This is a genomic window from Paenibacillus tepidiphilus, assembly GCF_008635795.1.
Classification (GTDB): Bacteria; Bacillota; Bacilli; order Paenibacillales; family Paenibacillaceae; genus Paenibacillus_AQ; species Paenibacillus_AQ tepidiphilus.
This window is the reverse complement of sequence record NZ_VWRQ01000042.1, coordinates 1-20,861: the sequence shown is the minus strand read 5'-3', so window position 1 is coordinate 20,861 and position 20,861 is coordinate 1. Positions and strand designations below refer to the sequence as shown.

Genomic DNA, 20,861 nt, shown 5'->3' with positions numbered 1-20,861 from the left:
GCCCATGAATGACAAACATCGGAAAGCCGTATGAGGGAAAACCTCACGTACGGTTTGATGAGGAGGGGCTGAATTTATTCAGCCCTTTACTCTAGGAGGGGGAGGGGGTGAGGTTTGGGGGTTGTTGTCCGTAAAACCGGGCATAGAGGCTAGTACCTTGACCAATTTAAATTCCAGGGAATAAGTGATTTAATTCCTCTCTTGATTGCTTGGTTATGAAGTGTCATTGCACCGATTTCTGAGCCTGGTTTCGTTTCACTTCCCACGCAGTCACTTCTTGCAGGAGCCGTTCTAGCAGCCAATACGGCGATGCAAACACTAACGTACAGGTGAAATTAGGTGGCGATTCTCCACCCTGAAAAAGAGCAACGTGAGAACTTTAAAGTACCGCCCTGCTTTTCGTTAGGTGAGCTTGGTTTGTGGATTATGGTCGATTTTTCGCCTGCGTTTGCTCTATTTACCTTCACGGTAGCCCATTGTGGTCGGTTTTTCGACTACAATGGGTCTGTTTTCCTCCACGGCGAGACATTGTGGTCGATTTTTCGCCTACGTTTGCCCTTTTTACCTTAACGCTAGCCCATTATGGTCAGTTTTTCGACTGCAATAGGATTGATTAGCCTGACGGTGCTGTTTGTCGGCCTGTTCATGGGAAAGGGATGCAGGTGCGGAAGTCTCCAGCCTTACTCGCAAATAGATGATGCATAGCTACAATTTGATGCGGTCAAGGTACTAGATATACTCGAACGCTGGTAAAGTGCCTGAGCAGGCATCGCCCTGATGGCCTTATTTGATGGCTTTACTTGATGTTTTTTTCAGCCAACGTTCAGTTCAATCTCAGGTCTGTTTAAGGGTGCGCGGGTAGGATAGAGATCAGCGGAAGGATTGCCGCCTCTGCGGAATACATAACGGTTTACCGGTCTTACGCACCACAGATTACATAGCGATTTGGAGGAACAACCGATGTTCAAATTCAGGTACAAAGGAATTCGAGCGAAACTGCTGCTGGGCTTTGCCTTGGTCATTGTCGTCTTCATCGCCGCCATTGCGGGCAATACCTTGTTTCAGGGGAAAGTCACGATGCTGACCGAGCAGACGAACCGCAATTACAGCAAGCTCAACCTGGTGCAGCAGTTGACCGACAAAATCCGCCAGGCGGACGGATACGGCGCAAGATATGTGATGAGTAATACGGAGGAAGAGCGGACCGCCTACTTAAGCTCCTACGAAGCGGTGATTCCGGAAATTAAGGAGGCAATATCGGAGCTGTCAAACGCAGGTCTGAATGAGGCGGAGAGCGGCGGGATTGCCCAGCTGGAAGGTGAATGGAGCAACTATCTGGCTGTACTGGAGGACGCCTTTGCACTGGCGAAAGAAGGGAATTTCCCTCAGGCGCAAAAAGCCTTCACGAATCTGTCGCTCGATACGATTATTGAGTCGCAGCTGGTATTCGAAAATGTGCTGAACGGGGAGATTGTCAAGCTGCAGAACGAATCCGAGACGCACCGCGGCACGGCGATGGCGATCAGTCTGGGCGTAACGGGACTGTCCGTGGTACTGGCGGGGTTCATTGCACTGCTGCTCTCCTCCAAAATCACCCGCCCGCTGCGCGACGTTAACAAGCAGCTGCAGGAAATTGCCGACGGTGAGGCAGATCTTACCCGCAGGCTGAGTGTGTCTACCCGGGACGAAATCGGCGAACTGGCTGCAAATTTCAATAAAATGACCGCCAATCTCGGCGGCTTAATCGGGCAGGTCAGCCAATCGGCAGGCGGTCTCGCAGACTCTTCCGCCAAGCTAACGGCCGACAGCGGCAAGACTGCCGGTGCGACTGAGCAGATTGCCGGAATCATGGGGACCGTCGCCGAAGGAACGGACCGGCAGATGAACGATCTGCAGCTCAATATGACGACGATGACCGAAATATCGGCCGGCATCCGGCAGGTCGCCGTCAGCATGCAGCGGATAGCCGAGGCATCGCAGCGTTCCGCTGCATTCGCCGTTGCCGGAGACGAATCGCTGCAGGCCGCCGACCGGCAAATGGACTCCATTAACCGCTCGATCCGGTCCCTGTCTGAGCAGGTGCACAGCTTCGTGAACCGCTCGCAGGACATTGGCAGTATGGTGGCCGTTATCAAGGATATCGCCGCCCAGACCAATATGCTGGCGCTGAACGCCACTATTGAAGCGGCGCGGGCAGGGGAACAGGGCCGCGGCTTCGCCGTTGTCGCCGACCAGGTGCGCAAGCTGGCCGAGCAATCGGGCGAATCCGCCGGCCGGATCGCACAGATGGCCGCCGCCATCCAGGCGGATGCGGATCATGCCGTGCAGGTGATGCACGGCAGCATGGAAGAGGTGCGGGGCGGAACAGCGGTGATATCAGAGGCGGGTCAATCTTTTGCGGAAATCCGCTCTTCTATTGACTCCCTGGCTGGCCAGGTGGAAGAAGTGTCCGGTGCCGTGGAGGAAATGACAGCCGCTACAGAAGAAATCGTGTCTTCGATCCGTCACGTCACGGAAATATCTGAGACGACTGCGGCCCATACCCGGCAGGTGTCGGCGGCTTCCCAGGAACAAATGGCTGCCGTGGAGCAAATTGCTTCCTCCGCAACTTCGCTCAGTGGACTTGCCTATGGCTTGCAGTCTCTGGTTGCTCGGTTCAATATATAGCCTAATATCTATATAATGATGGACAACATGTGAGTCAACATTCAGCGGAGAGCCGTATAAATGGTTACTTCTAATAAAATGAATTCACTCCCGGAAAAAGTGAAACCTGCCTCTGCCGTTCGCGGCGGGGGCATTGTTATTCTCCGGGGTGCTTAACCGAGTGTCAACGCTGGTATTGCGGACAACCGGTACTTGGTGTCTCTATCCTCAAGTAAGTATCTCAAGTAAGTACCTCAAACTACCTCAGGTGACCCCGTGCGCGGCTTGCCTGTCAATCGACAGCTTTGGCCCCAAGCGTTACAATGGTTGTTATATCAGCATTGAAATGAAGGAGGCCAACCATGACATCACGAGTTGTTAACCATATTACGGAGCTGATCGGCGACACACCGGTGCTCCGTTTAAACCGCCTGACCGGACCCGGGGACGCCGAGGTATATGTAAAGCTGGAGATGTTCAATCCCAGCGGCAGCGTCAAGGACCGGGCAGCATATAATCTGATCCGCCAGGCTGAGCTGGCCGGTCTGCTCCGTCCCGGCGGCACAATCATTGAGCCGACGAGCGGCAATACCGGAATTGGCCTGGCGATGAACGCAGCGGCCAAGGGTTACCGGGCGATATTGGTCATGCCGGACAATATGACCAAGGAGCGCATCAATCTCCTCAAAGCCTACGGCGCGGAGGTTGTGCTGACACCGGCGGCGGAGCGGATGCCGGGAGCCATCTCCAAGGCGCTGGAGCTGGGCAAGGATATTGCGGGGAGCTTTATTCCCCAGCAGTTTGAGAACCGGGCCAATCCGGACATCCACCGGGTGACGACGGCACCGGAAATTCTGGAGCAGATGGAGGGGCGGCTGGATGTATTTGTCGCCACATCCGGAACTGGCGGCACCATTACGGGGACCGGTGAAGCACTGCGCGCCGAGCTGCCGGAGCTGCGGATCGTGGTCGTAGAGCCGCAGGGCTCGCCTGTGCTCTCCGGCGGGCAGCCCGGCCCGCATAAGCTGGTCGGGACCAGTCCCGGCTTCGTACCCGCCATTCTGAACACGGACGTCTATGACGAAATCGTCCAGGTGGCTGACGAAGCTGCACTGGAGACCGTGCGTCAGCTGGCCGCCGGCGAAGGCCTGCTGATCGGCCCGTCCGGAGGCGCCGCCGTCTGGACAGCGCTGCAGGAAGCGCGCCGCCTCGGACCCGGAAAGCGCGTGCTCTGCATCGCGCCGGATACGGGTGAGCGTTACCTTAGTATGGGGATATTTTAGCTTCCCCCATCTTACTGCCGGGATCTCCGGTTGCTTCGTTTACCGCACGCCGGGACGTGAACAGCGGAAGTGTGGAGTGCTGGAGCGTGGAACGGCGGAAGTGTGAAAGGCGCCTGGGGACTGGAACGACGGAAGTGTGGAAGGCCTGAACGTGGAAGGCCGGAAGCATGGAAGGCGGGGAATGTACAAGGCTGACGCGTGGAACGGCGCAACCACGGAACTCTGCACACAGCCCCGGGCGCGTTGTCCTACAGGGCCAACGGACTCAGCAGCCTATCAGCGTCACTGTGGTCCGTTAGCGTTATGAGGTGTTAGTTCCGCTGCTAATTTGCGCTGAGGGAGGAGTAAAGCATGTTCAGGTTGAAACCAATTTACGCCATGCTGGCCGTTATCCTGCTGCTGGTTGGCTGCTCGTCTAATAGCGGCGGTAACGCCGCCGCAAGCCTCACGCCCGCGCCGACCGCGTCCGAGCAGAATACGGCGGAGGAAGCTGTGCCTGACACTGCCACAGCGGCACCATCCGGTCAGCAGGCTTCTCCGGGAATCGGCAGTGAAGCGCCCGGAGCAGCGGCCACGCCAACTGGAACACCGGCAATAACTGTGGCGGAACCTGCAACCTTGCAGCCGGTGTTTGGATTTGCCGATTCGACCGGTGTCCGTATCCTGGCTACGTGGGCGAATGAGAAGGAGGATGCGGAAAGGCTTGGCCGGATAGACACCGCCATCGGCAGCAACGGCTTGGCGCTGCCGGTGAAGCCGGAAGGGTGGCAGCCGGGTACGGATAACAGCAATGGCCGTGATCTGGCGCTGAACCTTGAGAATTTACCGGGCCAGCTGTTCACCGTAGAGAATGGCGGCGCTGTTCCTGACGACACCTATATGCTAGTGAATTCGGCTGAATTCAACCTGGCTGCGCTGCTGCCGATCCAGCCGGCGGGACCGGAAGGGGAGCGCATCGATGCCGGTAGTGCCGCCATGCGAAGCATCGCAGCAGCCAAGCAGCGGGAAATACAGGCTGCGTGGAAGCTGGCAAGTCTGCCGGAAGAGCGGCCGCTCTATCTAGTGCAATTCGTAAGAGAGGACAAGAGCATGCTGTTCAGCCTGGTGGTGCAGGACGGTAAGGACCTGATCTTCATGGATTATCCGGCTGTCATTCAGGATAATGAATATTCGGTATGGCGGGTAGACGACGGCGGGGAGGTGCTGCCGCAAATGTTTTCCCTGCTGTTTGCGGCAGAGACGATAGACGGCTTGCTGCTCGGGGTGAACTGGCGGGGGGCGGAAGGCATCAACTCCTTCCTGCTGGTCCAGGAAGGCCAGAAGTTCAAGGAACTGGAGCCGGCGTACAGCCGCTATACCTCACCGTTATAAACTCAGGCGGATCAGGGACCGTCTTGCTAGGATTCTCGCAAGCGCGGGCACGGGCCCAAGCTCCCGCAAGCACTGGTGCCCGGCCCAAGCTCCCGCCAGCGCCTGAGACTGGCCAAGAGCGCCTCGCCTATGCCTCCTGCGCGGGGCGCTTCGCGCCGGGCTGCGGCAGCAGCCGGTATAATCCGTACCCCAGCAGACCGCCGAAGGTGTTCAGCAGCAGATCATCGACATCGAAGGTGCCAATGGACAGCAGCGCCTGGGCGCTTTCCAGCATCAGGCTGAGGCCGAGGGCGCGCACCAGTATCCCGAATAAGGTAACACGCCGCACGGATAACAGGCAGGTAAATATCCCGAAGGGGATGAACAAAGCTATGTTACCCGTGAGGTTAACCATGGAGTGCACGGATAATTCCTGCAGCGAACCGGAGATGGTGGCCAGCGGAGTGAAATTGCCCCATTGCAGCTGGCGGGCCAGGTTCTCCGGGCCTTGCCGGAGTTCTGCCCACAGGAACTCCAAATTGAAGGTGCCGAATTTAAGCAGGATGATCTTGAGCAGCGCGTAGATGTACACTGCATATAGAACCTGCAATACAACCTGCGGCACAGCATTTCTGACGGTACTGGCTTGTTTCCTGACTGCACTGGTTTGTTCCATGGTGCCATTAGCTGGTTTCAAGGTAATGCCTCACTTTCTAAGGAGTCTCTATTATTTATCTCTCTATTTCATCCCTTCCAGGGACTCGGTCACAATCACGCCGTCGATGTTCGTACCCGACAGCTCATACGGCCTATCCGCCGGTACGGGAATCACCGTATTGCCGGATACGGCATGATACGTAAGCCGGTAAGCTTGACCCCCGATCATTGCAGTATAAGACTGCTGTTCCTTGAGAAAATCAAGATACTCCTCAAGCGTCAGCTTCTGCTCCTGCATAATCAGGCTGTGCGGCAGGCCGACATAGCGGAAATGCCACGGCTCATATTCGATGCCGGTGATATCCGTCTTATCCTTGGGATAGCGAAGGATAAAACCGAATTCCGCAGCATGCTTCCGCAGCCACACGCCTTCGGGCGCTCTTTCCATGGCCTGTCCCGATGAACCGATATCGAGCGACAGGCCGAGATTATGCTCGCTGTAGCCGGCGGGCAGGGCGTAGGCGGAGCCTTTTTCTGCATAGAGCTGTTCCTGCTCCTCCAGGCTGCGGTAACCGCTGCTGATCAGGAATTGCGACACGCCGTCCCGCCCGGCCGCTTCAATCATTTCCCCGAACCGTTCAGCCACGCTTTCGGAGAGCCGGATGCTGTTATCCAGCAGCCCGTAACCGTTAAGCAGCTCCCGATGCTCAATGATCCGCACTACATCTTCGGTGATTCCCTCCGGATGGACAGGATAGTCCCGGTTCACAAGCAGCAGATTTCCGCGGTGGACCTGATGTTGGCCGATGGCCAGCAGCTCATTGTTGCCTGGAGCCGTGGTCACCACTGCTGCGGAATCCGCCCGCTCACGCACATTACCTGTTACGCTCTCAGTATGCAGGAGCGCATCGGTGCCCACCAGCAGCAGCAGGGTAAACCAAAAAACCCACTTTCGCATCTTAACGTTCCCCCTTGTCTTTATGGCTTAAAGATACAGGGAAACTTTAAAATAGAAGTGGGTGTAAATCTAAAGTTTTTCTTAAATTAGGACGGTTCTCCGGTTGCGGGCAGGGACAAGTCAAGTGCGGGGCAGCCGCACTTCAAAGCAGGTGCGGAGCACATCGCTTTCGGCGGTAATGGTTCCGCCGTGCTGTTCTACGATATTTTTGGCGATGAACAGCCCCAGGCCGGTGCCGCTCTGACCTTCCCGGTGTGTGCGGGCTTTGTCGCCGGTGTAGAACATTTCGAACAGATGGGGCAGCTCATCGACCGCAATTCCGCCGCCGTAATTGACAACCTGAATCACCGCTGTATCCTCATCTGCAGACCCGACAATATCAATGAACTGGCCATCGGCTCCGTATCGGGCTGCATTTGCCAGCAGATTCTCGAACACCCGGGCCAGCAGCTCGCCGTCCCCGTGCATCAGGAGCTGCGGTGGAAGCTGCAGCCGTGCCGTCAGCCCGCTGTTCTCGAATACAGGATACAGCTCTTCGCTTAACTGGTGCAGCAGCTCGCTGAGGTCAAACGGCGCCTTGCGGATGGAGACCATCCCGTAATTCATCCGGGTAATTTCGAATAGCTCGTCGATCAATTTCTCCAGCCGCCGCGATTTCGTATAAGCAATCATCGTATAATGCTTGGCTTGCTCCGGACTTAAGTCCCGATCCTTCAGCACAAAATCAAGATATCCCAGCACAGAGGTCAGCGGAGTCCGCAGATCATGGGCCAGGTTCAGCACCAGCCGGTCCTTACTGCTCTCGGCAAAATCGCCCCGCTCCACGGCCTCCCGCAGCTTCGCGGCAGCCAGATTCAGATCGTCCGCGATATCCGCGAACTCGTCCCGGGACGGGATGCGCAGCGGCTCACCGCTGAATTCCCCGTCGGCCAGCCTGTGAATGCCCTCCGAGATGCTGCGGAAATACCCGGCATACGGCTTGGTGAACAGGAAGAAGAAGAAGATGGCCAGCGGGATAAAGAACAGCAGGAAGAAATTAAAGTCTCCGATACTGCCGATCATGAAGCGGATTCTGGCCAGCGGGTCCTCCACTTTGACATTGGTGTACATGGACTGCAATATTTTATAGAGTACATAAGTAACAATGCCCGAGGCTCCCATACTGAGGACAAGCAGCATAATCATCCGGAACCGGAAACTGCGGAAGGCCTTATCCATTGAAGGTGTACCCTACCCCCCAGATCGTTTTGATCCATTTATTCTTATCGGGATCATTGCCGAGCTTCTTGCGCAGCGTACGGATGTGCACCATAACGGTGTTCCCACCCTCATAATAGGCTTCGCCCCACACCTGCTGAAAAAGATGCTCGCTGCTGAACACCTTGCCCGGATGCCCGGCCAGCAGGTACAGGATATCGAACTCTTTGGGCGTCAGCTCGACAGTGCTTCCGTACAAGGTGACGGCGCGGCGCTCGGGGTCTACGGTCAGGCCGCCGGCTTCAAGGATGGGCACCTGATCTCCAGCCGGCTGGTTCAGCACCCGTGAGCGGCGCAGCAGGGCGTTCACCCTGGCCACCAGCTCCAGCGGATTGAACGGTTTGGTGACATAGTCGTCGGCGCCGATGACGAGTCCGGTGATTTTGTCGAGATCGGAGGTCTTGGCGCTTACAAAAATAATCGGCAGCGCCCAGCGCTCCCGGATCTGCCGGGTCACCTCATGCCCGTCCATTCCGGGCATCATAATATCAAGCACCGCGAGGTCGACGTGATGATTCTGCACGGCCTGGACTGCCGCATTTCCGTCATATACCTTGATGCAGCGGTAGCCCTCCTGCTCCAGATGCAGCGCAAGCAGGCCGGCTATTTCCGCATCATCGTCGGCAATCAGTATCGTAATCGGCTTCATGAATTATCGCTCCTGTTAGATAATAGCGTGGAACTTTGGTATAACCAATGTACAGCGTAAACAGATGCTTTCAGTGTACATGATCCGGCGGGATTTCGCGAACCGGAAGTGATTGATTTATTTTTAAAATACTTATTTTTGTAACATGTTCCGGCTCGTCATAGCCCGAAAGAGTCATGCCGCGTGAACGGCGGTAATGTTATGTTTAGACTGGAGTCAGGGGGGAACGGCTACGTATACGAGAATCAAGCTGCTCATTCTGCTGCTGCCCACGGTAATCGTCGGCATTTGGGAGGTGGTGCGCCACCAGTATCTGATGCCGTACATCTCGATGGATACCGGCAATTATTTGACACCGCTGCTGGTGCTGGTGTCCAGCATGGCGCTGCTGCTGCCGCTGTTCTCGCTCCTGGAGCGGAACCAGCGGGAGCTGGAGCGCAAGCGCGCCGAAATGGCGGCGCTGGAAGCCCGCGAGCAATTGGCCGGCGAGCTTCACGACGGGATTGCCCAGTCGCTGTTTCTGCTGTCGGTGCGCATCGACAAGCTGGAGCACAGCCGCCGGAGGGGCGAAGTGGCTCCTGAAAGCATCGAGCAGCTCCGGCAGACGGTTCACGAAGTGAACCGCTATGTGCGCCAGGCCATTGCGAACCTGAAGCTGCCGGTGACCGGCGAGCGGAGCTTTACGCTGGAGGAATCGGTCAAGGCGCAGCTTGCGCGGCTCGCCCGGGAGGCGATGGTCGAAGCAACGCTTGACTGGACGCTGGACGATGCAGCGCTGCCTGCTAAGGACAAGGCAGAGCTGCTGTCCTGCATCCGCGAGGCGATCATTAATGTGCGCAAGCATACGCGGGCGGACAAGGTCGCGATCAGCGGCCATGGCGATCCGGCGGGCTGGACCGTGACGGTCAGAGATAACGGGGCTGGGATCGTTCATGACGATCCTTTTGCCGTGCAGGGCAGCTACGGACTGCGGATCATGCGCGAACGCGCCGGACGGATGGGCTGGGAGCTGCGTCTGCATTCGGGCACAGAGGGAACCGTGGTTGAGATTGCCAAAGGAGGGGAGTCCGGATGAACCGCTGCCGGGTGCTGATCGTCGACGATCATGAACATGCGCGCGAGGCCATGTGCGAAATCTTGGGGCTAGATGAACATTTTGAAATTATCGGAGCTGTAGCAAGCGGGGCCGAGGCGATCGTCTGGACGGAGCAGTGGATGCCCGACCTCATCCTGATCGACATCGAGATGCCGGGCATGAACGGTCTGGAGACGACGCGGCGCATCAAGCTGACTCATCCTTATGTCAAAATCGTCATTGTCACCGTATCAGACGAGGTGTCCCATCTGTTCGAGGCGCTGAAGCAGGGGGCGCAGGGTTATCTGCTGAAGAATCTGGCCCCTTCCACCTGGATCGAGTACCTGCTGGCGATTGTCAGCGAGGAGGTGCCGCTGAGCCGGGAGCTGGCTTTTCAGATCCTGCAGGAGTTCGCCGTCCCGTCACCCCGTGAAGAGCATGAAGCATTAACAACACGGGAGAGGGAAATACTGGGCTGTGTATCCTCAGGCGCCACGAACCGGGAGATTGCCGTCACCCTGGGCATTTCCGAGCATACCGTCAAGAATCATCTTAAGAATATCCTGCACAAGCTTCAGCTGCAGAACCGCACGCAATTGACCCGTTATGCACTGGAGCAAGGTCTTGCTCCGCGCAGCCGGGATTTCGCACCAGAGCATACCACCAAGAAGAAGAGGGGAACACATTAAATGATCAAGATGCTTCGTAAAATCATGACCCTGACCGTCCCGTTGACAGCGGCCTTTATGCTGTTCGCGGCTGTAGCCAGCGCCCATGTAACCGTTGCTCCGGCTGAATCGGCTACCGGGGCCTGGGAGACCTATACCCTGAAGGTGCCTTCGGAGAAAGATATTGCCACAGTGCAGGTAGACCTGCGCATTCCGGAAGGCGCGTCGTTCAAGCAATATGAGCCGGCTCCCGGCTGGGAAGTAACGGTGGAAGGCAACAAAGTGAGCTGGAAGGCTACCGGCGAGGGCATCCTGGCCGGACAGTTCCAGCGGTTCTACTTCACCGTGCAGAATCCGGCAGCAGCCGGTGAGGTCGCCTGGGATGCCTACCAGCACTATGCCGACGGCAGCAAGGTGGAGTGGTCCGGCGAGGAAGGCTCGGAGACGCCGCATTCCGTCACTTCAATTATTGAGGCGGCCGGTGACGCCGGAGGTCACTCCCATGGCGCAACGGGTACGGCAGACAGCCATGATACCATGACCATGGATGAGCACAACCAGATCATGGCCGAGCAGGGGAACGGCGATACCGCCAAGATCTCGCCCCTGGTCTACATCGCGCTGGGTATTTCGCTGCTGGCGTTCCTGTTGTCCGTGGTCGGGGTGTTGAGGGGGCGGAAGGAGTAGGGTCTTAACGTCTGACACTATCTGAGGCGACTGAGAGGAAGTCGGTAATGGCGGAAACTTCACGTGGAGTCAGATCGCTTAATGCAGTCAATTAGATGGATTTTCGCACACTAATTTTGATGTTTTTAGGGTTTTGAGCCAATTAATTCGATAATCGCCACTTAATCTGGACAATTTTGGTGTAAACAATAATTTTCCTCTATATTAAGTGGCGATTATCCAACTAAATCTATATTTTTCTACATACAGGTGAAATTAGGTTGCGATTTTCCAACTATATAGACTCGGCAGGTGCGGGCTTCCGCCTCCAAGCTTAATCATGAGTCTGCTCATGCGCCGCCAGCCTGCCGTCTTCATCAAAAGTAAGCCTGAACAGCAGATCGTCAACGCCTAAGCCGGCTCTGCCCAGATAATACACGTATTCCGTGGGTTCGCTCTTGATCTGTTCCGGTTCTCCAAGCAATTTAATCACTTCAGCTTCGGTCATGCCGGTCAGTTCATGCTTCTGCAGCAGGCTGGATACCATGCCGCTTCTTTCTTCCCGATTATCGAGCCAGCTCTGCTTCGAAAATTCAGTGCTGCAAGCACTGAGAATGAGCAGCAGTGTTATGGCGAGAACGATTTTTTTCACTGATGGCCTCCTTAACCGAAAAGAAAAGATGTTATAATCTGGTTGCTGTAATTATAGCTTCGATTATACAGTGTGTAAAACTTCAGTTGGAGGACAGCGCTATGTTCAATGATATTGACTGCTCACCGGGATTTATAGCCTATAAGAAATAGATGCATCTGAGTCCCCTAAATTAGAGCACGGGTAGTCTGCGTTACACAACCCGATCCAGCGAATAAAACCGCTGCTCATTTCCGAAGACATATGATTGCTTATGAAAAAGACCTTGCCCGGCCTCCAGCCGGTCAAGGTCTATTTGGCGTGCGCCGGGCGCAACGCTTCAGTCGCGCGCTGCCTCAACCAGACGCCGGGCGATCCGCCAAGGCTGAGTGCAGAAGGTAGTCATGTGATCCCCATGATCCTTGATCAAGCGGAAGATGCCGAGCCGGCCCGACATGTGGGGATGCCAGCCATAGCCTTCGCCTTGCGGAAGTACATTGTCTTCAGTGAGATAGACATAGCTTTTCGGTGTGCTGAGCGCAAAAAACCGCTTCAAATCCAGCTTCTCAAACAGCGGCTTGGCCGGCTCGGGCTTGATTTTGCTGTACAGCGCCCGTGCCAAATGTCCATCGGCCAGGTTCACGAACGTGTCTCTGAAGACAGGATAGGGCAGCATCAGCGTATTATTGCCTGACGCTTCTGCAAGCTGCCGGAAGAACTGCTGCGAAGCGGGCGGAAACTGATCGCCAAGCGACTGGCCGTCGGCGACGACAAAACCGTCAATAAACACGATCCGCCTCAACCTGTCGGCGGTCTGCTCGGCGACCTTCTGCACGACGGAACCGCCGAAGCTGTGTCCGACCAGCACGATGCTGCGCAGATTGCGGGAGATGATATACTGCGCTACCGCATCGTCGATCTCCTGATGGGTCACATCTGTATTCGGTTCAGCCCCATGCCCCGGATATTCCGGGACATATACGGTATGGCCCAGTCTACGCAGCTCCGCTGCCGTTCCATCCCAGAAGCCCGCATCTGCCCAGGAGCCGTGGACCAGCACAAAGGTCAGCGGCTCAATATGGCCAGGCTGCGGAGCGGGTGCATATGCGTAAGGAGTCGGGGCGGGCAATGGGTTATAGGAATTCCGGCGTTGTTGCTCAAAGGAATACATAGACTCAGCTCCTTTACTCAAGGGATCACTGATCTATGTGTATGCTTAAATCCCGATTTCCTGCATCCGTCCGTTGACTTTACGAATTCTTTCCTCGAGCCCGGAACCGCCGAATTTAGCCATCCTCAGCTCACTGACGATGCTGCCGTCGCGCATATACAGTATACGCTCTGTCTGTGCCGCCACCTTGGCGTCGTGGGTCACCAGCAGCACAGCAGTTCCGTCAGCGCAGATTCCGGAGAAAATGTCCATAATCTCCTGAGCGGTGGCCGAGTTCAGCGCACCCGTCGGCTCGTCGCCGAAGATCACCTGCGGATTGCCCATTAGTGCCCGGCATATTCCCGCCCGCTGCAGCTGTCCGCCCGAGAGCTGGGTAATATTCCGCTCCTCCAGTCCGGCAATGCCCGTCTTCAGCATCAGCACCCGGGCCCGGTCCGTGAGCTCTGCGGCAGCCCGCCGGTTGTCACGCATGGACGGAAGAATAATGTTGTCCAGGACATTCAGATTCTTCAGTAGGGTCGGCTGCTGGAACACAAAGCCCATCCTCCTTCGGCGCAGGTCGGCCAGCGCATTCTCCCCAAGACCCGACAGATCCATGCTGTCAAAAGAAACCGTCCCGCCGTCAATCCCGTCCATCCCGCTCAGCGCAAACAGCAGCGTCGATTTGCCCGAGCCTGACGGGCCCATGACAGACACGAACTCACCTTCGCCGATCTGGGCAGATACTCCGTTCAGCACATTGCGCTGTTCACCGGCAGCGCCGTAGCTTTTTACAATATTCTCACCGCATACGATTGTCCTCATGGTCAGCTACTCCTTTAGTTGTTCAGCGATTTGAATTCGGCCGGCGCCCGCAGTACCGAGAAGAGTGGCAATCAGCACCGCGCCCGCCATCATCAGTGGAACCAGCACATACACCGCAAGCGGCCGGACCGCGAACTCGAACGAAGCGGCGCCAAGCCGGGAGATGACCAGCCCTGCGAGCGACTCCCCGAGTGTATTGGCCAGCAATGTGCCGGCAGCAATGCCAAGAACCAGCACGAAGACCGCACGGGCAACATACTGGAGCGTAATATCCGGGCCCGTAAAGCCGCAGGTCTTCAGTACGGCGATGGAATAGCGGTCTTTAACTGCCAGCATGTTCATGAACAGCAGGGTCACCAGAACGGTAATCAGCAATGCAACGACCAGTCCGGCCTGGGAGGTTCTATGCACCGAGCTCATCGTCGAGCCGAAGGTTTGGGCGATATATTCCTCAATATCAGACACTTTGGCAAAAGCAAACCGCTCCCCGTACTCCGCAGCCTTGGCAGCCGCCAGCGATGAATCCGCCAGCTCCGTGTAAATAACGGACCACATGATGTCGGCTGAGCCGCCCGTGAACGCAGCCTTCGCGGTTTTGCCGCCGTTCGTCACATCCGAATAAATGCCGCTTACCGTAAACGTTGCCGGTGTCTCCTTATCCAAAAGCATCAATGTAAGGTCATCGCCAACCTGCAGTCCCAGCTCATCGGCATTCAGTGCGGACAGAGCAAGCTCGTTGCCCAGCACCGGAGCTGTGCCTTGGCTATAATGTACGGGGAAGACCGTATGGTCCCCCAGTTCAATTTTCAGGCGTTCCTCCAACCCGTCCGGCGTTCTTGCCCGGAAGGTCTTAGTGGTGAGCACCGTATATTTGGAGATGGCGCTGTCACTGTGCATTGCCTTGGCGATTTCCGCCGTTTTACCGGCGATATCGTCCGTCTGCTGAATGTCGAGACGAAGGTCGGATTGGCCGATTCCCAGATAGGTGCTGAAGCCTGGGGCCGAAATGGTGTGGTACAGATTTTGCGGAACAATGATAATGAAAGCGGCAATGACGAGGACGGCCAGCATGGTGAGGTATAGCTTTTTCCGGGCCAGTACATCCTTGATTCCTAGAAAAATATTCGTATTCAACAGCCTGCTTCTGCTGAGTCTGAACCGCTTAGTGCCTGCGGAGGAGTCTTGCTGTGAGGTGCCGAAGCGGATCGCCTCCACGGCGGATATGTCCCGGAACCGATTCAGCACTATGTTGACATAGGCAACAATGGCCAGGAAAACAAGCAGTACCCCGGCAATGCCGACGGGCAGGGCAATAGACGAATTGCTGCTTACACCCATGTAGAGCCGGATATTCTCCAGCAGCATGCCTTTGAACACCAGAGAAAGAATATACCCGGCAGCGCAGCCTGCAGCGGCGATGGCCGTATATTTCGCGAGGTACATTTTCTTAATGTCCGCCACGCGCAGGCCCAGCGCTTTCATTACACCGATCTCGCGGTAATCGTCTTCAATCTTCGCCAGCAGGGTGAAACGAATGCACATGAAGGCGATGGCCACGACCAGCACGCTGATCAGCAGCAGAATTCCCGCCGTCAGTCCGTCGGAAATGGCATTGAGCATTTTGAAGAGGGGATAGGTCAGCGCCGGGCCGTTGGCTTCCAGTCCTGCAGCGGCATACTCGGCTTCAAAAGCGTTCAGCCCGGACAAGTCCTTGAGCCTGAATTCGATCAAATATTCAATGCTCCCGGAATGCGCAAGCTCTGCATAGTCCTGATGGCTGACCAGAAACCGCTTGGAGGAGGCCAGCAACGAATTCATCTGGGAGTCGCGGAGAAATCCTGCCACAGTAAAAGCTTGCCCGGCTATCTCGGCCTTGTCGCCAATCTTTGCCGTCCCATCCTTCATATAGGCAAGAGGGACATAAATCTCCCCATCGGATACCTGGATCACTTTGCCGTCAAGGCCGAGCAGATAGTCGAAGGCTTCGCTCTGCGTGGAGAGCCCGTTGTCCTGCACACTTCCTGCCAGCGAATTACCGTTAAACAAGATCCGGCTGCTCTCCACATTGAGAAATTCGCGCACCTGAAATTGGTCAACATTGCCGTTCTCCCTGGCAAAATCCGCAAGCCGGTCCGTATTCACGTCCCCCGAATGCATCTGCATGAAATGCGGAGTCTTCGCCTGGGTCATCAAGGTGTCGATGGCGCCCGGCAGATTCACAATAAGGATGGCAGCGAGTGAAACAAGCATCGCCGCAGCGGCTACAAAGACGGTTGTCGTCAGGGTGACCAGCTTGCTTGCGGCAATGTCATTACGGATGATTTTGTAGTACATAAGGCCCCCCCATATCCAAGGTTCCGCTTCCCGGACTATTCATCGCCGCTTCCTTCCCCGTGATCGTCCCCGCCGCTGAACATCTGCGTGAAATACTGGAGATCCTCTTCTTTGATCGCCAGCAGCCTTCCGACATTGTAGATAAAAGCCTGCATACGTGCAGCCATTTCCTCCTCCGTCAGTTCAACCACATCACCGTCAAACACAATATTGGCGTAGACGACGATCATCTCCGTGCATTCGTAAGGGTAAGGGGTATGGAACAATCCCTGTTCAACACCCTCGCCAATGATTCCCGCCAGGATGGGGGTCAGCCCGTTGATGATTGCTTTCTGCGTCTTCTGATGCATCAGGGCATTCTGCGGGTGATGGATATGCTCCATAATCTCATCGCCGCTGCCGCCGCTGATATTCAGGCTCATCACCACGCGCAGAATACGTTCATGTACCGGAATACTCCGGTCCGCAGCAATCTCTTGCGCCGCCCCCAGCAGCCGGATCGTAACACGGCCGATCAGGGCGTCCATTATATCTTCTTTGGACTTGAAATGATAATACAGCGTCCCCCGCGCAATCCCGACCTTCTCCAGAATATCGCCCGTACTGGTCCCGTCAAACCCCTTCCGCCCGAACAGCTCCTCCGCCGCATCCAGAATTTCATTCCGGCGCGCTTCGGCATCTTTGATGTTGCGCATTGCATCAGCTCCTTTGTAGACCGACTGTCGGTCTAATGAGGTGAGGATAGCATTGGGGGAGGGGATTGTCAATGGGGAGTGGAAGGAGATGATCTGTAACTTATGTGGTTTTCGAACATTGGCAAGAGAAACGGGAAGCTATAATTAAATGTTAGCGGTGTCACAAAAAAATTAGATAACACACCCATAAACGACATTTTTCGACAAAATCTTCTAAGGTGATTAATGATATTAACGGCTATATTAAAATAGTGTTCAATTCATAGCTGAAAGGAAATGCCGTGTAGCGAGTATTTCGTTCGCTGAGACTAAGCAGCATAATTGCGGCCAGCGTAAGATCAAGAGCGGATGGTGACAGGTTGCTTTCCTTCTTTAGTTCTTTTTCCTATACTGAAGAAATTATCTTCACTTTTGGTTCAGGAGCTATACTATTAATATTTTCATTCCACATAACTAGATTTAATAAACTATTGGGTGTCAGCGTAATTATTCTTGGCTTATCAACTATTATTGGAATGGGGATAACACGGCTCCTTGAAGAGCAGGGATATTTGGATCACAACAGTCTAGTAAGATTATCTCCTACAATTGGGTTTCTCATATTTATCGTTATTTTATATTATTCAAGCAGGCAAATGGCTAAAGATAACCTTCGGCTTCTGAAAATGATGAGAATATCCTTTATCTTATTCGTGATCTTCTTTCTCCCGATGGTTTTGATGCTAGTTTATCTAAGTTACTCTGGTTGAAGAAGTTAGAGGAGATGACAACAATTATTGGTTTTGGCTTGCTTATTATTGGGTTCTTCGCTGCCTTTTTTCCACGTAGCGTATTTTATTTGGGGACTTTAGGATTGAGTTATGAGAAGAAGAAAGTGGAAATTAAAGGGGAGGAGATTTCAAAGGGGATAGAACTTTTTTATCGTGTAATAGGTACTATATTTTTTGTTTTAGGGCTTGTGATGGTTGTTGGCTATATTTTCTAAATACTCTTACAGGGGACTAAGAATAATGGACAAAGAACACCCTATTTAACAAGGATAAATGTATTTTCGTACAACTATTTGTTAGGTATGCACCCATTTTTGAAGGATAGATGTATTTTGTGCAACTAAAATCAGCATATGGGGAACAAACTGCCTTAAAGCAAGAAAATAGATGTACGAAATGCAACTATAGCCGGGAAACGGCCTGTTTAAATGGATATAGTTGTACAAACTGCAATTAGCAGCGTAGCAGCGGGTAGCGAGGACATTAAGAGCAATAGCTGCTGTCGCCTTTAGTCATGGGTGCTCTTGGCCTTCCTCATCTATCTTATTGATTTGACCTGTGTGGAGGATAATCACGATCACATTTCAGCAGCTTAAAACGATGACAGTCCGTGCTTCGCCTATCAGCTTTACTGCGGAAAGCCATCAGTCGGAGGCCGGAACCGCAACAAGCGGTATAAATCAAGAATTCTACGGACGGGAAGCGGCCGGAAGTCCTATTATTTTCTTGCGTCACGGCTAATCCCAACACAAAATTCTTTAGTTCAATCTATATAGAAAGTGTCACTCGTCTTCAATCCTTAAATTCGGAAGTACTTCAATTGCTAACTCCTCACCTACTAGAATGGTTACAGGATACGAATTGGCCGGTTGCTTCACCAACAAGAGATCTCTTGCTTCCACTGGACATAGAGTTAGTACCTTATATTCAGAAAATACTCGGAGACCAAAAACGAATTAACCAAGGTGTTGACCGAACTAGCACGGAATCCAAATCTTGATGATAGGGAGGAGGGGATTGATGAGTTGGCAAAGCAGATAATAACTGATTTTTATGTATGGTCTGTTAGTTTCATTGGGTATGGTTTTATTGGGATGCATGGCTTTTATACTTGGTCTGGTTAAGTACTTTGAACATTATTCTATGTTAAATAGTCATAGGGATGCCATAGGAAATTGGTCAATGCTTGGGTTTTTAGGGGTACCGCTATTTATGATCGGGGGGTATAGGACTACCGATGATCCGGAAAAAAGAAGAACGATATTGTTTGCGGGCGTTGGACTTATCTTGGTTGCATTGTTTACAGGGGGGATTGTTATCTTAGCATTACTATTTCGATAGAAAAGCTATCGTGTTCCGCCCGAGCTCTCTCCACACAAGGCGTTGTGGGGCACAACTGACTTGCTTCTTTTTACGCTTCACTCAAGGCCCAAACAATAGAGTCCCGAAAAACATGAACGCAAAATAGAGAAAGAACGCAAATAGGTTGGCTAATATAAGAAGCCCGTCAATTCTTGAATCAGACCTCCGGTAAGCAAGTACTGCAGACCTTATCCCGATGGGTGGCAGTATAAAAGTTGATATTATCCCAGCCCCGTCGAACCAGGAATCATAAAACACAAACAGCACATCGATAATAAACAGGATAACGGCCATACAGAATGCTAGTAAAGCAATATTTCGCAACGATCTGGTCCCCATAAAGCTTCGCCCCTCCTTCATGAATCCCAAATATGTAAACTAAAAACATTATAACACAGATACAACACACGATCTTACGTTCTTCTACAGCTTGTTTCGATAGCTCTGAGTATCACTAATAATTTATGAACCCGCATTCATGTAAGCACCGTAATATAACTATACTTACAATTTTAATGAAATGGAGTGAAGTGTATGAATGTGTCAATGTCTCGCAAGCGCTTGCCCTTTTGGACGAGGACTATTCTTGCCGCTGCCCTGATTTTGTCTCCAATGATCCCAACGGTTCAGGCATCGGCGGCTCCCTCTGTGACTGTTGCGGGACAAGCAAAGCCTCTAACGCAGGAGAATGCAGCGGCTTTCCTCAAACAATTTTTCAGCCTGGATGAGATAAAGGCTCAGCTTGCCGGGGCGGTGGTCGTTGTGGTCAAGGATGGAAAGACGGTGATTGAAGAAGGCTTTGGTAATGCGGACAAGGCGAAGAAAACTGCGGTAGACCCGGATGAAACTGTCTTCCGTATGGCCTCGGTATCCAAAACCTTCACCGCTGTTGCCGCGATGCAACTGGTTGAGCAGGGGGAAATTGATTTGAAGGCGGATTTCCAAAACTATACTGGACCGATTGATTTCGATAACCCATTTGGTGTTCCGGTAACAGTGGAGCAGCTGCTGACCCACACTACCGGTTTCCGGATCCAGGACCCTCTGCCGGAGGATATCAACGATGATTTCGAAACCAAAGTATCGATTGAGGATTATGTGCTGCAGCATATGCCGCCGGTTGTGCGTGAGCCGGGGACCTCATACATGTATGATAACTTCGCTTCGCTGCTTCTCGGACTGGTGGTGGAAAAGGCCAGCGGGATGCCCTACGAGGATTATATGCAGAAGCATGTGTTTGACGCGCTCAGTATGGATAAAAGCGGTTTCTTGCTCGAAGGCGAGCTGAAAGATGACCTTGCTACGGCCTATGATGCTACAGGCGAACCCATTGACCTGTATACAGTCACTCCAACCGTCATGCCGCATGGAGGGATGCTTTCCACGGCAGATGATATCGGCAAGTTCATGATAGCCTTTTTAAACGGTGGAGCTGTGGGCAATAGCCGCATTCTGGCTGAAGACACTGTGGATGCCATGGAGGAATATCGATCCTCAATTCACCCGCTACTGCCGAATACCACCTATGGTTTTGAAGCGCCCTTTCAGCTTCCTGAAGCGGGCAGCAGCTCCAAGATTATCACCAAGGCAGGCGATTTGGTCGGCTTCAGCACTTATATGTTCCTGATCCCGGAGCAGAACACCGGAGTCTTCATTGGCTATAATCAGCAAAGTGTGCTGCGTGAGATGTTCTATCCGGCATTTATCCAGGCTTTTTTCCCGCAATATGCCGCACCTGCGACACTTGATGCCTTCCAGCCGCTGAGTGCCGAAGCGATGGATGCGTTTACCAGTAATTTTGCAAACAACCTGACATTAATGGAAATCCAAAAAATTGCACAAAAAAAGAGATTCCTTTATCGTAGAAGTTGTTACGACACCCACG

Annotated in this window: 18 protein-coding genes; 9 read left to right on the top strand and 9 right to left on the bottom strand. The window is 53.7% G+C overall.

Annotation, left to right across the window (positions count from 1 at the left end; all coding sequences use genetic code 11):
* Positions 1–960 precede the first annotated feature (960 nt).
* The 3 genes from F1379_RS29035 to F1379_RS29025 all read left to right on the top strand — a co-directional run bounded on the left by F1379_RS29035 (position 961) and on the right by F1379_RS29025 (position 5,300).
* Positions 961–2,667 carry a methyl-accepting chemotaxis protein gene (locus F1379_RS29035; protein ID WP_150275965.1) on the top strand — a complete coding sequence of 569 codons (1,707 nt, stop codon included), beginning with the start codon at positions 961–963 and terminating at the stop codon, positions 2,665–2,667.
* Between the two features lie 341 nt (positions 2,668–3,008).
* The gene (gene cysK / locus F1379_RS29030) at positions 3,009–3,929 is read left to right on the top strand and encodes a cysteine synthase A (RefSeq protein WP_150275964.1); all 921 of its coding nucleotides are present in this window, start codon (positions 3,009–3,011) and stop codon (positions 3,927–3,929) included.
* A 351-nt stretch (positions 3,930–4,280) separates the two neighbouring features.
* Positions 4,281–5,300, top strand: coding sequence for a hypothetical protein (locus tag F1379_RS29025; RefSeq protein ID WP_150275963.1), 1,020 nt, complete (start codon positions 4,281–4,283; stop codon positions 5,298–5,300).
* Positions 5,301–5,427: 127 nt separating this feature from the next.
* Here F1379_RS29025 and F1379_RS29020 read toward each other — a convergent pair whose 3' ends face one another.
* The 4 genes from F1379_RS29020 to F1379_RS29005 form a co-directional block, all read right to left on the bottom strand.
* Positions 5,428–5,976, bottom strand: coding sequence for a VanZ family protein (locus F1379_RS29020; protein WP_150275962.1), 549 nt, complete (start codon positions 5,974–5,976; stop codon positions 5,428–5,430).
* Between the two features lie 42 nt (positions 5,977–6,018).
* On the bottom strand, positions 6,019–6,894 hold the full coding sequence (locus tag F1379_RS29015) for a M15 family metallopeptidase (RefSeq protein ID WP_150275961.1): 876 nt from the start codon (positions 6,892–6,894) through the stop codon (positions 6,019–6,021).
* 120 nt (positions 6,895–7,014) lie between these two features.
* Positions 7,015–8,112, bottom strand: a complete 1,098-nt coding sequence (locus F1379_RS29010) for a HAMP domain-containing sensor histidine kinase (protein ID WP_150275960.1) — start codon at positions 8,110–8,112, stop codon at positions 7,015–7,017.
* Positions 8,105–8,800: a response regulator transcription factor gene (locus F1379_RS29005; RefSeq protein ID WP_150275959.1), complete on the bottom strand. Its 696-nt coding sequence runs from the start codon at positions 8,798–8,800 to the stop codon at positions 8,105–8,107. The genes F1379_RS29010 and F1379_RS29005 overlap by 8 nt, the downstream gene beginning before the upstream one ends.
* A gap of 196 nt (positions 8,801–8,996) precedes the next feature.
* On the opposite strand from F1379_RS29005, the gene F1379_RS29000 reads away from it, so the two are divergent.
* The 3 genes from F1379_RS29000 to F1379_RS28990 are packed head-to-tail and all read left to right on the top strand — an operon-like array spanning position 8,997 to position 11,230.
* A complete protein-coding gene (locus F1379_RS29000) occupies positions 8,997–9,875 on the top strand; it encodes a sensor histidine kinase (protein ID WP_150275958.1) in 879 nt (292 codons plus the stop codon).
* A complete protein-coding gene (locus tag F1379_RS28995) occupies positions 9,872–10,564 on the top strand; it encodes a response regulator (RefSeq protein WP_150275957.1) in 693 nt (230 codons plus the stop codon). Before F1379_RS29000 ends, F1379_RS28995 begins: the two co-directional genes overlap by 4 nt.
* A complete protein-coding gene (locus F1379_RS28990) occupies positions 10,565–11,230 on the top strand; it encodes a YcnI family copper-binding membrane protein (RefSeq protein WP_239004855.1) in 666 nt (221 codons plus the stop codon).
* 313 nt (positions 11,231–11,543) lie between these two features.
* Here F1379_RS28990 and F1379_RS28985 read toward each other — a convergent pair whose 3' ends face one another.
* The 5 genes from F1379_RS28985 to F1379_RS28965 all read right to left on the bottom strand — a co-directional run bounded on the left by F1379_RS28985 (position 11,544) and on the right by F1379_RS28965 (position 16,844).
* Positions 11,544–11,861: a lipoprotein gene (locus tag F1379_RS28985; RefSeq protein ID WP_150275956.1), complete on the bottom strand. Its 318-nt coding sequence runs from the start codon at positions 11,859–11,861 to the stop codon at positions 11,544–11,546.
* A gap of 319 nt (positions 11,862–12,180) precedes the next feature.
* Positions 12,181–13,011 (bottom strand): alpha/beta hydrolase, encoded by an 831-nt coding sequence (locus tag F1379_RS28980; protein ID WP_150275955.1) that lies wholly within the window; start codon positions 13,009–13,011, stop codon positions 12,181–12,183.
* Between the two features lie 45 nt (positions 13,012–13,056).
* The gene (locus tag F1379_RS28975; RefSeq protein ID WP_150275954.1) at positions 13,057–13,815 is read right to left on the bottom strand and encodes an ABC transporter ATP-binding protein; all 759 of its coding nucleotides are present in this window, start codon (positions 13,813–13,815) and stop codon (positions 13,057–13,059) included.
* A 6-nt stretch (positions 13,816–13,821) separates the two neighbouring features.
* Positions 13,822–16,149 carry an ABC transporter permease gene (locus tag F1379_RS28970; protein WP_150275953.1) on the bottom strand — a complete coding sequence of 776 codons (2,328 nt, stop codon included), beginning with the start codon at positions 16,147–16,149 and terminating at the stop codon, positions 13,822–13,824.
* 35 nt (positions 16,150–16,184) lie between these two features.
* A complete protein-coding gene (locus F1379_RS28965) occupies positions 16,185–16,844 on the bottom strand; it encodes a TetR/AcrR family transcriptional regulator (RefSeq protein ID WP_150275952.1) in 660 nt (219 codons plus the stop codon).
* A gap of 763 nt (positions 16,845–17,607) precedes the next feature.
* Here F1379_RS28965 and F1379_RS28960 point away from each other — a divergent pair.
* From F1379_RS28960 to F1379_RS28950, 3 genes are all read left to right on the top strand, one after another.
* On the top strand, positions 17,608–17,829 hold the full coding sequence (locus F1379_RS28960) for a hypothetical protein (protein WP_150275951.1): 222 nt from the start codon (positions 17,608–17,610) through the stop codon (positions 17,827–17,829).
* A gap of 464 nt (positions 17,830–18,293) precedes the next feature.
* Positions 18,294–18,614 (top strand): DUF5071 domain-containing protein, encoded by a 321-nt coding sequence (locus F1379_RS30770; protein ID WP_150275966.1) that lies wholly within the window; start codon positions 18,294–18,296, stop codon positions 18,612–18,614.
* Positions 18,615–19,510: 896 nt separating this feature from the next.
* Positions 19,511–20,861, top strand: a 1,351-nt coding sequence (locus tag F1379_RS28950) for a serine hydrolase domain-containing protein (protein ID WP_150275950.1), incomplete at its 3' end; no start/stop codon positions are given.